Genomic DNA, 11,337 nt, shown 5'->3' with positions numbered 1-11,337 from the left:
ACGTTCGTGACGATCGCGACCCGCCCCTCATCTGCCGTGAGACGCGCGGAGTTAAATCACTGATTTGCCCGACGGCGAAAGCGGAATGTTTTTCGCTGCAGGGGTGGACGGGCCAAATCACGTTGATTGGATTAACGAAAATCGCGCGGACTGTACGTGGATGGCCGGGTCAAGCCCGGCCATGACGGAGGAGAGGATTGCGCAATGCATCCCTCCGTCATTCCGGGGCGCCGCAAAGCGGCGAGCCCGGAATCCATTTCTCCACCTGTGCTGCGGCTCGATGGATTCCGGGTTCGCGCCAAGAGGCGCGCCCCGGAATGACGGCACCGGGCATGTCATCGGCCCATCAGCCGATCGGCGAAATAGGCGATGGTTTTGCGGTACACGACAGCCCTGTTCCATTCGCGCATCGCTTCGAAATTGGCGCTGCCTTCCTCGTAGGACGCGCCCATCTTGAAGCCGTTGGTGTGCAGGAGGTTCGCGGTGGAGGCGAGCACGTCGGGCACACTATGGCGCAGATCGACGTGGCCGTTGCCGTCGAAATCGACGCCGTATTTGATGTAGGACGACGGCAGGAATTGCGTCTGGCCGATCTCACCGGCATAGGCGCCGATCATGTCGTTCAGGCGGAGATCGCCGCGCTGCACGATCTGCAGCGCCGAAAGCAGTTCGCCCTGAAACAATTCGGTGCGGCGGCAATCATGCGCGAGGGTGGCGAGCACGCGGAAGACCGGCAGCTTGCCCATGTCGCCCTTGCCGAAATCGGTCTCCAAGCCCCAGATCGCGACCAGTATCTGGCGCGGCACGCCGTACTTCTGTTCGATACTCGATAGCAGCGCCGCATGACGCTGCAGCATTGCGCGTCCCGTGTTGATCCGCCCGGGCCCGACGCGGGTCGCGACATATTGCTCGAAGCTCTTGCGGAACGTGCCGCGCTGGCGCCGGTCGAAGGCAAGCACGCCCGCATCCTGCTGCACGCCGTCGAGCGCCTGCGAGATCACGCTTTGCGAGATGCCGGCCGCCGCCGCTTCCTGCGAAAAGCTGCCGATGAACGCGTGGAAGTCCCCGCCGCAGCGGGCAGCCCTGGCCGGGCCGGAAGCAAACAGCGCAAGCAGTAGGACGGCCAGAACAAGCCTCGGCATATCGGATTTCCTTCAAGAGAGAACGGCGGGCGGGAGCGATGATCATGCCCGTGAAAGTCAGACCCGTCAAAAGACCGGCGCAAATGGCGAAGCGGCCTGCGGATTTAGGAACGAAGCTGGGGCCGTGCCGGTTATGGGTGAGCACCGGGCTCCGGCTTTTCAATTCGCCGGTTTGTCGGCTGAGCCGCCGTCCCTGTCGCTTGGAAAATGCGATAGGATTTCATCATGAACGATTTGCAGGAAGAGACGCCCTCGCCGCGCGAATCCCTTGTTTTCGGAGCGCCGCTGTTTCGGCTGCTCGCGATCAACCTCGCCGCAGGTGTCTCGGTTGCGGTGCTGCTCGTCGGCGGCCTGCTGCTGCTCAATCCCGGCCACCTGCGTGACCTGATCCTGGCTGACGATACGCCCGGCGTTGCGCTCGGGCTGCTCTTGTTCGGCTTCATCGTCACGCTGGGCTCGAGCGCGATGGGCACGGCGATCATGGCGATGGGCCAGCAGCAGACCGACAGCGGCCCGCGGCGCGGCCGCGGCCAACTCGTGGCACAGAGCGTCGCTGCGATGGCTCCAACGCAGGGCAAGGCGGCGTCCGGCAGCTAGAGCGCGTAGCCCGGGTGCAGCGCCAGCGTAACCCGGGGACCGCCGATAAGTGTTGACGCAGCCGCCCCGGGTTGCGCTTCGCTCCACCCGGGCTACGAGGCTCGCAGGATAAGCCTGCACCTCAATGCAGGTTGAAAAGATCCTTCACCAGTTGCCCGGAAATGATATCCGCGAACGACAGCTTGATCCCCTGAGCGGGCGGCGGCGCCGGGCTGGCCGCGGGAGCCAGCGGTAGTGGCGGCTGCACCGCCGCGACCTTCGGCGCCTGCCGTTTGACGACCTTCTTGGTCTTTTTCTCGACCTCGACCGCCGGCGGAGGCGGCGGCGCTGCGGCGAGCGCACGCACCGGAGGCGGTTCGCTTGGCGGCACCGATTCGGCCAGCGTCGGCGGCGGCACAATGGTGGGCAGGCTGGTGTCCATGACGACAAGCTCGGGCGGCCGCTCAACCGACGCGATCCGGATGGCCGGCCGCTCAACCGGCTCACCCGCCTCCACTGTTAAGGATTGTGGCGAGCACCAGTCAGCGATGTACAGCAACGCAAGAAGCGATGCGCCAACCCAGGCGATGTATCGTCCGACAGGCATAACCATCTCTCGTCACCGTGCTGATGTGACCAGGAGCAAAGGCCGTAATCCCTGACAGTTGGTAACCGCGGCGGGATTTCGTGAGGAATCTTGGAACGTGGTTACCGCTGAAGCGCGATCCAGGACGACTGGAACCAATGGGTTCGTTGGGCGTCGAATCCTCCGCCTTCGGGCACCCATCCCAAGAGCCCAGCCGAAAGCTGGCGAAGGAGCGTCCATGCGCATTCTTCTTACGGTGCTGTGCGTCGGCATCTGGGGTTCAATCGCCGCAGCCCAGCCTCAGAGTGACGAGAAAAAACCAGGCGACTCCCCCTGGAGTACAGGCCGCACGGTTTTGCCCGATAACAAGGGACAGCAACAGCCGCAGGGGCGGACCGGACCGCTTGACACTGAATCGGGTGGCGCGCCCGCTGAAAGCCCGCAAGGTGGCACCCCGCCGCCGATGCAGCCTGCGCCTGGCGGTGCGTCGAAAACCATTGTGGATCCTAGTCCACCCCGTTCGAACGAGTGAATCAGGCGCGGTGCGAGGCTGCAACGCGCTGACGACTATGCCGCCGCACCGATCGCTCGCAGCCGGAATACTCATATTGGCATAAAAGCTCCAGCTCGCAGTTGCCTCGAAGGCGACGGCATGAAGGGAGCGCGTTTTTCGCGCAGGGCAGCCAATCACACCAACGCGCGTTATTTCTTTGACAGGCGCACCGTGATCGACGACAAGCCGCCCATGGCCAAGAAACCCGGCACCAATCCCAAAGGCGAGTTCGCCTTTTTCAATGTCGTTTACGAAGACGGCTCGCAGCGCTCCAACCGCCGCGTGCCCGCCGAGCTGCTTGGCGGCCTCGATGGCGACGAGCCGGCACGTGGCTTCATCATCGAGCAGGACCGCGAGATCGCCGAAAAAGCCGGCCGCCCACCGCTGGCGATCAAGACCATCGAGCGGGTTGGGGCAAAGAAGAAATAAGCCGCCGCCCGTCGAGCACAATCGTCGGCATTCACCAGCGCCCGTTCCGCTTGTTCCACGCAAACAGCACGTCCGCGAACCGGTCATAAGCAAACCGCGTCATTGGTAAAACTACGCGATTGCCAAGCAGCGTCGCGAGCCAACCCTCGCCCTGTGTCAGCCGCCAGACCGCGATCGCGACGTCGGCGCCGACGATGAGCCGGCCGGCTTCGTCGGTTGCGTGCAGGCGACGCCGCACGTCGTCGACGGACGTGCCGTAAGACGCGAGCGCATCGGGTTGGTCGTTAATGTCCTTGAAGGAGATGGTGCCGGCGCGAACGGCGGCGAGGAGCTTATTGCGCTGCCAGTCGATCCCGGCATCGCAAACGGGGCAGCGGGTGTTGTACCAGACGATTAGGGTGTGACCGGGCATGGCCTGAAAAGCCTAGTCGACGAGGGCCGCTGCGTCGAGATTGCGTGGGCTGCGGGAAGTTCAAAGCTATTCGGCGCTCGCATCCTCCGAAACAAAAGCGGCGGGCTTTCGCCCGCCGTTCGTGGATGCCCGCGTCAAGCCCGGGCATGACGATCTGTGTTATCGCGTCAGTTATCCAGGAAGCTCCGCAGCTTCCGGCTCCTTGACGGATGCTTCAGCTTGCGCAGCGCCTTGGCTTCGATTTGGCGGATGCGTTCGCGCGTGACCGAGAACTGCTGGCCGACTTCTTCCAGGGTGTGGTCGGTGTTCATACCGATGCCGAAGCGCATGCGGAGCACGCGTTCTTCGCGCGGGGTGAGCGAGGCCAAGACGCGCGTGGTGGTCTCGCGCAGGTTCGACTGGATCGCGGCGTCGATGGGGAGGATCGCGTTCTTGTCCTCGATGAAATCGCCGAGATGTGAATCCTCTTCGTCGCCGACGGGCGTCTCCAGCGACAACGGCTCTTTCGCGATCTTCAGGACCTTGCGCACCTTCTCAAGTGGCATGCCGAGCTTCTCGGCGAGCTCTTCCGGGGTCGGTTCGCGGCCGATCTCGTTCAGCATCTGGCGCGAGGTGCGCACGATCTTGTTGATGGTTTCGATCATGTGCACGGGGATGCGGATCGTGCGGGCTTGATCCGCGATGCTGCGGGTGATCGCCTGCCGGATCCACCAGGTGGCGTAGGTCGAGAACTTGTAGCCGCGGCGATATTCGAACTTGTCGACGGCCTTCATCAGGCCGATGTTGCCTTCCTGGATCAGGTCGAGGAACTGCAGGCCGCGGTTGGTGTATTTCTTCGCGATCGAGATCACGAGGCGAAGGTTGGCTTCCACCATCTCCTTCTTGGCCTGGCGCGCCTCGCGCTCGCCCTTCTGCACACCGTGCACGATCTTGCGGAACTCGCCGATCTCGAGGCCGGTGAGCGCAGCGAGCTGCTGGATGTCGTGGCGCAGATCCTTGATGCGGTCCTTCTCGTGGTGGACGAAATTCTTCCAGCCCTTGGCGGAGAGTTTCGAGACACGGTTGAGCCAGCGCGGATCGAGCTCCGAGCCCTGGTAGTTGCGCAGGAAATCCTCACGCGCGACGCCGTGGCTGTCGGCAAGCCGCATCATCCGGCTCTCGAACGAGACCAGCCGCTTGTTGATGTCGTAGAGCTGCTCGACCAGCGAATCGATGCGGGCCTGATTCAGGCGCAGCGACTTCACCTCGACGATGATCTCGTCCTTCAGCTTCTTGTACTTGCGCTCCTGCGAGGGCGAGAGCGACTCGCTCTGGAGCTGGTTGGCGATGTCCTGCTCCTGCAGGCGCCGCAGCTTCTTGTATTCGGACGCGATCTTGTCGAAGGTCTCGACCACCCTCGGCTTCAACTCGGCCTCGATCGCCGCGAGCGACATCTGGTTCTCGAACTCGTCGTCGTCCATGTCGGCTTCGGCGGCGGCCTCGCCCGGATCCTTCTCCTCGCCCTCAGGCTCGCCGCCGGCGGGCGCTGATCGGAACGGGGTCGGCGACGGCGGTGCAGCAGGCGGGGCGACATGGGCGGGCGCGGCCTGCCCGGTCTCGCCTTCGCCCTCGGCGGCGGACGCGCCGTCAGCGACCGGCCCCGCGATCATCGCCGTGTTCATGGCGCCCTTGGCGTCCGGGCCGGCATAGGTTGCTTCGAGATCGATGATGTCGCGAAGGAAGATCTTGCCTTCGTTGAGTTCGTCGCGCCAGATGATGATGGCCTGGAAGGTCAGCGGGCTTTCGCACAGGCCTGCGATCATCGCCTCGCGGCCGGCCTCGATGCGCTTGGCGATGGCGATTTCGCCCTCGCGCGAGAGCAGCTCGACAGTGCCCATCTCGCGCAGATACATGCGCACGGGATCGTCCGTGCGCTCGCCCGGCTCGGATTTCTTGACCTCGGTGACGGCCTTCTGCGTGACCTCGACAAGCTCGTTATCGGTCTCGTCGTCGGTGTCCTTGTCCTCTTCCTCGCCGTCGACGTCGTCGGCCTCGGTGACGTTGATGCCCATGTCCGAGAGCATCGACATGATGTCCTCGATCTGCTCCGGCGAGGTTGTGTCGGAGGGAAGCACTTCGTTGAGCTGATCGAAGGTCACGAAGCCGCGCTTCTTGGCCTGCTTGATCATCTTCTTGACGGCAGCATCCGAGAGGTCAAGCAAGGGCGACGGCGCATCCGCCTGTTCCTTCTCGGGGGCATCCGCTGCCTTGTCGTCTTTTTCCTTGTCCTTAACCTGCAGCGTCTTTGCCTTGGTGGCCATTCATCAAGCTCCCGAAACGCGCTTCACGTGAGGCCGGCGTTGCGACGCGCGCCTCTCATGATCCACTGACGTCACAAGCGCGACAGCTTCCTTTTGGTAAGAAGCATTCGCACTCAATCTCTTCGCTTGAGCAGGATCAGGAAAACCGTTACGTCCTCCCCGACCATGCTCATGATACGGAAAGGGCGGCGCAACATGTCGCCACCCCATAATTCCGCTTTAGTCCGCCCTGACGGTCTGCACACCAAATAAGGGTGTGCCTATTAAGTTTCGCTTAACCCTGTTTTTGCAGCCAAACCATGGGTTTGGCGAGTCTTTTTGCGGGTCCGGCCCGAACCGTCCGCATGATTCTTTCATCATACGCTGCGCTGGAACCGGCCCGACAGCTCACCAAATCCCTCGATCAGGGCCTCGGTGCCTTCGGCTTCTGCCATTCGTGCCTGGATGTCCCGCAGCCACGCCAAGTTCGCCTCGCTGGAATCCTCGGCCAAAGCCTGCTCGGCGTCCTTCCTTTCCCTAAGTAATGCATGTGTTTTCTGATGCAAGGCAACGAGTTGCCGCCAGGTGGAAAGAACATCCTCGCGTGCCGCGCCGACCTTGACGCCCCACACCGCCTGGGTCGTGATCGCCCGCTCAACCCTTTGAAGGATTTGTGAAAATCCGCCCGCCTCGAGATCGGCCCGCATTTTTTCGGCCTGCTCCTCCTCGTCGGGAGAATGGTGGTGATCGTTGGCGAAGGCGGCGATGATGCCGGCGCGGAGCTTGTGCGCCTCCGGGTGGGCGAGCTCGAGGGCCGCGACCTCCTCCAGATGGTCGTGCAATAGCCAGGGATGGTTGATCAGGGTCTGCAGGATCAAGGATTCCCGGCGGGACAGCGCGCTGCGCTGGCCGTGCATGATCGGGCTATTGGCGAGCTGCGGGCTCGCCGCCTGGTAGGGGCCGGGGAGCAGCCCCTGGGCCGGGCCTGCTGGCGGGCCGAATCGGCTGCCACCCGGGGCGCGGGGCGCAAAACGGCGGGATGATTCGCCGCCTTTGGCTGAGCGGAACGGGCCGCGGCCATAGCCGCCACGTGCGGCCGCGGGAGCAAAATTGCGCTGCAGGCGCTCGGCAAAATCCTGCCGGTAGTAGCGGCGGACCACCTCGTCGCGGACGGCATTGGTGAGCTCGCCGATCCGGGCCTCAAGGGCGGCGCGGCGCTCGGGCGTTGCAAAATTGCCGCCCTCGATCTCGCGCGACCAGAGCACCTCGGCCAAACCGCGGGCGGCCGAGATCACCTCCTCGATCGCGCCGCGTCCGCCCGAACGGGCGAGATCGTCGGGATCCTGGCCTTCCGGCAGCAGCGCGAAACGCAGGCTCTTGCCGGGCTTCAGATGCGGCAGCGCCAGATCGGCGGCGCGATAGGCCGCCTTCTGGCCGGCACGGTCGCCGTCGAAGCAGAGGATCGGCTCGTCCGCCATCTTCCAGAGCAGCGCGAGCTGGTTCTCGGTGAGCGCAGTGCCGAGCGGCGCCACCGCGCCGGCGAAGCCGGAAGTCACCATCGCGATGACGTCGACATAGCCTTCGACCACGATCAGGGCTGCGCCGTCATGGGCGGCCTGGCGGGCGGTGGCGAGATTGTAGAGGTTATCGCCCTTGTGGAAGAGCGGGGTTTCCGGCGAATTCAGGTACTTTGCGGGGACGTCCTTCTCCAGCGCCCGGCCGCCGAAGGCGATCACGCGACCGCGGAGGTCGGTGATCGGAAACATCACCCGGTCGCGGAAGCGGTCGTAAGGCACGGGGATGCCGTCGCCGGCGACCAAAAGCCCCGCCTCCACCATGTCCTCGGTCGAAATGCCCTGGGAGCCCAGGAATTCCTTCAGCCCGAAGCGGTCCGGCGGCGCATAGCCCAGGCGGAACTGCAATTGCGTGGCCGGCGAGATCGCGCGGTCGGCGAGATAGCCGCGCGCCTTTGCCCCGTTCCGCGAGGCCATCGTGTCGGCGAAGAACTTTGCCGCGAGTTCCATGACGTCATGCAGCGTCTTGCGGCGCTGCTCATGGCGGGCGGCATCCGGCGTCACCGCCGGCAGCGGCATGCCGGCCATCGAGGCCAGCCGCTCGACCGCTTCGGGGAAGGAGACGCCTTCGGTCTCCATCACGAAGTCGAAGATGTTGCCGTGCTTGCCCGAGGAAAAGTCGTGATAAAAGCCCTTCTGGTCGTTGACCGTGAACGACGGCGTCTTCTCCTGCTGGAACGGCGACAGCCCCTTCCACTCCTTGCCCGCCTTCTTCAGCCGCACACGCTTGCCCACGACTTCCGAGACCGGAAGCCGGGCGCGCAGCTCGTCGAGGAATTGCGGGGTGAAGCGCATGGGGCGGATTTGGGGCCAGCGTGAGGGGTCACCGATATAGTGAGCGCGGGCTCAAAGTATCAGGATTGTGGCGATTCGCCCGGTATTCACAGGCCGCTCAGGGCTCCGTTGGAGCCCTCGGTGGTAATGGCATCTTGCACCCCGCCCGGTTCCGCTGTTGGATAGTGGCATGTTTACGACATTTAGAGGCGGACAGAGCGGCGGCTGGCGCGTCACCTCGATCTCCAAGGTGAAGGGCGAGACATTGCCGCGCGTGCCGGCGCTGTCGATCATCGCGAGCGAGGCGATCGCGCTGCCGCTGTTGCCGTCGACCACGGCCTGGCGGCTCGCCGGCGTCATCAGCTATTTGCACTATACGAACCGCGCGGAGAAGGAACAGCTCGATGCGCAGCAGGCCGGGCTTGGCCGGCACGAGGCGAGCTGCGCGGCGCTGATCCCGATCCGGAAGACGGTGGCATGGTGGAATCTGACACCGGAAGAGCGGCGCGAGATCTTCGAGGACAAGTCGCACCACATCGCCGGCACGCTGAAATATCTGCCCGCGATCGCGCGGCAGCTCTTCCACAGCCGCGACCTCGGCGAGCCCTTCGATTTCCTCACCTGGTTCGAATTCGCCCCCGAGCACACCGCGCTGTTCGACGAAATGGTGGCGATGCTGCGCGCAACCGAAGAGTGGAGCTATGTCGAGCGCGAGGTCGACATCCGCCTCGTGCGCGAGGAGTAGCTTACAGCTCCAGGAACCGGCCCGAGGCGATGCGCGGCAGGCGCGCGACCGGCCAGTTGTAGACATAGGTCCACGCCTCGGCCGCGGTGCCGTCGGCCAAGGTGAGCGGCAGCATCTGGCGGACATATTCGGTCGGCTGCGGAAAACCCTCGCCGCAGGCTTCATACATGTCGAACTCGCGCAGCAGCTCGTCCGGGACACGCAGGCGAAACAATTCGCCGTGCACGACGTCGACGGGATCATCGGAGAGCTCGAGCGCGGGATAATGCTTAACCAAGTAGAGCCGGCCCCGGCAGCGCGCTTCACCGATGAAATCGGCATTGCCCGAAAGCAGCCGCGCCATCGGATGGTCGAAACCGCGCATCAAAGTGCCGTAGACGAAGAGACGGTCGGAGATCATGGCTTTCTATGTCATTGCGAGCGGAGCGAAGCAATCCATCTCGCCACTTGTGGAGGCGTGGATTGCTTCGCGGAGCCTGTCATCGGGTGCGCGTTCGCGCGATCCGTTGGCTCGCAATGACGGAGAACTAGGCCGCCGCCACCTCTTCGCTGATCACGATGAACTTGGTCAGCGTCATGCAGCCGAAGCTCGTGGTCAGCGCGACGTCGGCGGCGTCGCGGCCGGTGCCCATCAAAATGCGGCCGATGCGCGGCACGTTGTGGCGGGCATCGAATGTGTACCACTCCCCCGAGAGATAGGCCTGGAACCAGCCGGAGAAATCCATCGGCGCGGGGTCGGGCGGCACGCCGATGTCGCCCATATAGCCGGTGCAGTAGCGCGCGGGGATGCCCATGCAGCGGCAGAAGGTGAGCGCGAGATGGGCGAAGTCGCGGCAGACGCCGGTGCGCTGCTCGTAGACATCATGCGCCGACTTCATGTGATGAGCATGCTGATAGCCAAAGGTGACGTGGTTGTGCACGAACTCCACGATCGCCTGCACCCGCGCCCAGCCGGGCGGCGTGTTGCCGAACAGCGACCAGGCGATGTCGGTGAGCTTGTCGGTCTCGCAATAGCGGCTCGGCATCAGATAGAGCAGCATCTCGTCCGGCAGTTGCTCGATTGCAATCTGCTGCGCGCTCGGGTTGACGACGTCAGGCAGGCCGGAATCGCGCACCAAGGCGTGCCCGCGCAAGGTCACGCCGCCGGCCGGCGCCACCAGGCGGCCGCAGACATTGCCGAAACTGTCGCGATAGAAGCCGATCGGGACATCGGGCTCGGCTATGATTGTCTCGGTGCCGACGATGTCCTGGAAGCGCGAGGGATGGATCGAGAGCATCATCACCATCGGCGTCGGCTGCGCGGCCGCATAGGCAATCTCGAAGCCGACCTTGATCTCGATCATGCCAGCTCGCTCTCCCTCTCCTCCTCGCCGACCGGCTCGACCGCGATCGCAACTTCCATGTTCACGAAGGCGTCCGCCGCGCCGAGATAGACGCCGTGCAGCGGGATCGCCTGGCGCGGATCGCGGGCGACGGCGACGCGGATCAAATCGCGCGTGCCGACGATGCCGTTGGTCGGATCGAACTCGATCCAGCCCGCGCTCGGCAGATAGACCTGCACCCAGGCATGGGTCGAGCCGCCGCCGACATGGAAGCTGTCCGAAGGCGTCGAGAGATAGCCGGACACGAACCGCGCGGCGATGCCAAGGCGCCGCAGCGCCTCGATCATGAAAAGCGCATAGTCGCGGCAGGAGCCGGAAGCCGTCTGCAGCGTATCGAGCGGATGTTGCGTGCCCTGCTCGTGGCGCTTGCGATAATTAAAACTTTCACGGATGCCATGGGTCATGCCGCTGAGGATCTTGAACGTCGGCGTCGGCGCTTCGGCATCGAGGAACTGCCGCGCCCAGGCAGAAAGCTCGCCGTCCGGATCGGCATATTGCGGCCTGATATATTGCAGCAAATCCGGAAATTCGTCCTCGTCATAGAGGAATGGATAGAAATAAGCGGGGTCGTCGGGCGTCAGCGCGAACTCCTCGGCCGGATTATGGTCGACGGTGGCGGTCGAGATGAACGACAGCGTGTCCGCCCGCTCGTCGAAAGCCGCGATTGCCACACTGTTGCCGAACACATCGTGGATCCAACGCAGCGACATCGGCTGCGGCTCGATTCTGAGATCGCTCTCGACCACGCGCAGGTCATGGCTGTCGCGCGGGCTCAGCATGATGCGGTGCTCGCCGAACGCCACTGGATGGGTGTAGCGATATACGGTCTTGTGACGAATCTTGAGTAGCGGCATCGTGCGGCAATCATCGTGACTTTCGGCAGTC

General features: G+C 64.0%; 11 protein-coding genes. 3 read left to right on the top strand and 8 right to left on the bottom strand.

Features of this window, described 5'->3' with window-relative positions; translation table 11 throughout:
* Nucleotides 1–335: 335 nt before the first annotated feature.
* Nucleotides 336–1,142 (bottom strand): lytic murein transglycosylase, encoded by an 807-nt coding sequence (locus AC5ZG1_RS37220; protein ID WP_496135863.1) that lies wholly within the window; start codon nucleotides 1,140–1,142, stop codon nucleotides 336–338.
* Nucleotides 1,143–1,367: 225 nt separating this feature from the next.
* Here AC5ZG1_RS37220 and AC5ZG1_RS37215 point away from each other — a divergent pair, with 225 nt between their 5' ends.
* A complete protein-coding gene (locus AC5ZG1_RS37215; protein ID WP_245474763.1) occupies nucleotides 1,368–1,739 on the top strand; it encodes a hypothetical protein in 372 nt (123 codons plus the stop codon).
* 121 nt (nucleotides 1,740–1,860) lie between these two features.
* On the opposite strand, the gene AC5ZG1_RS37210 is transcribed toward AC5ZG1_RS37215, so the two are convergent.
* Complete coding sequence (locus AC5ZG1_RS37210) at nucleotides 1,861–2,160, bottom strand: hypothetical protein (RefSeq protein ID WP_130226538.1); 300 nt, start codon at nucleotides 2,158–2,160, stop codon at nucleotides 1,861–1,863.
* 889 nt (nucleotides 2,161–3,049) lie between these two features.
* Here AC5ZG1_RS37210 and AC5ZG1_RS37205 point away from each other — a divergent pair.
* Nucleotides 3,050–3,286, top strand: a complete 237-nt coding sequence (locus AC5ZG1_RS37205; protein WP_130226563.1) for a hypothetical protein — start codon at nucleotides 3,050–3,052, stop codon at nucleotides 3,284–3,286.
* A gap of 31 nt (nucleotides 3,287–3,317) precedes the next feature.
* Here AC5ZG1_RS37205 and AC5ZG1_RS37200 read toward each other — a convergent pair whose 3' ends face one another.
* From AC5ZG1_RS37200 to dnaG, 3 genes are all read right to left on the bottom strand, one after another.
* Nucleotides 3,318–3,698, bottom strand: coding sequence for a thiol-disulfide oxidoreductase DCC family protein (locus AC5ZG1_RS37200; RefSeq protein ID WP_496135862.1), 381 nt, complete (start codon nucleotides 3,696–3,698; stop codon nucleotides 3,318–3,320).
* Between the two features lie 167 nt (nucleotides 3,699–3,865).
* Nucleotides 3,866–5,998: an RNA polymerase sigma factor RpoD gene (rpoD, locus tag AC5ZG1_RS37195; protein ID WP_028168456.1), complete on the bottom strand. Its 2,133-nt coding sequence runs from the start codon at nucleotides 5,996–5,998 to the stop codon at nucleotides 3,866–3,868.
* A 356-nt stretch (nucleotides 5,999–6,354) separates the two neighbouring features.
* Nucleotides 6,355–8,346 (bottom strand): DNA primase, encoded by a 1,992-nt coding sequence (dnaG, locus tag AC5ZG1_RS37190; protein WP_496135861.1) that lies wholly within the window; start codon nucleotides 8,344–8,346, stop codon nucleotides 6,355–6,357.
* A gap of 169 nt (nucleotides 8,347–8,515) precedes the next feature.
* On the opposite strand from dnaG, the gene AC5ZG1_RS37185 reads away from it, so the two are divergent.
* Nucleotides 8,516–9,070 carry a chlorite dismutase family protein gene (locus tag AC5ZG1_RS37185; protein ID WP_496135860.1) on the top strand — a complete coding sequence of 185 codons (555 nt, stop codon included), beginning with the start codon at nucleotides 8,516–8,518 and terminating at the stop codon, nucleotides 9,068–9,070.
* 1 nt (nucleotide 9,071) lies between these two features.
* Here AC5ZG1_RS37185 and AC5ZG1_RS37180 read toward each other — a convergent pair whose 3' ends face one another.
* The 3 genes from AC5ZG1_RS37180 to AC5ZG1_RS37170 all read right to left on the bottom strand — a co-directional run bounded on the left by AC5ZG1_RS37180 (nucleotide 9,072) and on the right by AC5ZG1_RS37170 (nucleotide 11,306).
* The gene (locus AC5ZG1_RS37180) at nucleotides 9,072–9,470 is read right to left on the bottom strand and encodes a gamma-glutamylcyclotransferase family protein (protein ID WP_496135859.1); all 399 of its coding nucleotides are present in this window, start codon (nucleotides 9,468–9,470) and stop codon (nucleotides 9,072–9,074) included.
* A 127-nt stretch (nucleotides 9,471–9,597) separates the two neighbouring features.
* The gene (locus AC5ZG1_RS37175) at nucleotides 9,598–10,410 is read right to left on the bottom strand and encodes a transglutaminase-like domain-containing protein (RefSeq protein WP_496135865.1); all 813 of its coding nucleotides are present in this window, start codon (nucleotides 10,408–10,410) and stop codon (nucleotides 9,598–9,600) included.
* The gene (locus tag AC5ZG1_RS37170) at nucleotides 10,410–11,306 is read right to left on the bottom strand and encodes a transglutaminase family protein (RefSeq protein WP_496135858.1); all 897 of its coding nucleotides are present in this window, start codon (nucleotides 11,304–11,306) and stop codon (nucleotides 10,410–10,412) included. Before AC5ZG1_RS37170 ends, AC5ZG1_RS37175 begins: the two co-directional genes overlap by 1 nt.
* Nucleotides 11,307–11,337: the final 31 nt, after the last annotated feature.

The organism is Bradyrhizobium sp. Leo78, assembly GCF_059512425.1.
Note: the sequence above shows the minus strand (reverse complement) of the source record. Positions and strands in the feature narration are given on the sequence as shown.

What these genes read in the sequence shown, in the direction of transcription:
- AC5ZG1_RS37220 (WP_496135863.1), bottom strand. Translation starts at nt 1,142, where the DNA reads ATGCCGAGGCTTGTTCTGGCCGTCCTACTGCTTGCGCTGTTTGCTTCC.
- AC5ZG1_RS37215 (WP_245474763.1), top strand. Translation starts at nt 1,368, where the DNA reads ATGAACGATTTGCAGGAAGAGACGCCCTCGCCGCGCGAATCCCTTGTT.
- AC5ZG1_RS37210 (WP_130226538.1), bottom strand. Translation starts at nt 2,160, where the DNA reads ATGGACACCAGCCTGCCCACCATTGTGCCGCCGCCGACGCTGGCCGAA.
- AC5ZG1_RS37205 (WP_130226563.1), top strand. Translation starts at nt 3,050, where the DNA reads ATGGCCAAGAAACCCGGCACCAATCCCAAAGGCGAGTTCGCCTTTTTC.
- AC5ZG1_RS37200 (WP_496135862.1), bottom strand. Translation starts at nt 3,698, where the DNA reads ATGCCCGGTCACACCCTAATCGTCTGGTACAACACCCGCTGCCCCGTT.
- rpoD (WP_028168456.1), bottom strand. Translation starts at nt 5,998, where the DNA reads ATGGCCACCAAGGCAAAGACGCTGCAGGTTAAGGACAAGGAAAAAGAC.
- dnaG (WP_496135861.1), bottom strand. Translation starts at nt 8,346, where the DNA reads ATGCGCTTCACCCCGCAATTCCTCGACGAGCTGCGCGCCCGGCTTCCG.
- AC5ZG1_RS37185 (WP_496135860.1), top strand. Translation starts at nt 8,516, where the DNA reads ATGTTTACGACATTTAGAGGCGGACAGAGCGGCGGCTGGCGCGTCACC.
- AC5ZG1_RS37180 (WP_496135859.1), bottom strand. Translation starts at nt 9,470, where the DNA reads ATGATCTCCGACCGTCTCTTCGTCTACGGCACTTTGATGCGCGGTTTC.
- AC5ZG1_RS37170 (WP_496135858.1), bottom strand. Translation starts at nt 11,306, where the DNA reads ATGCCGCTACTCAAGATTCGTCACAAGACCGTATATCGCTACACCCAT.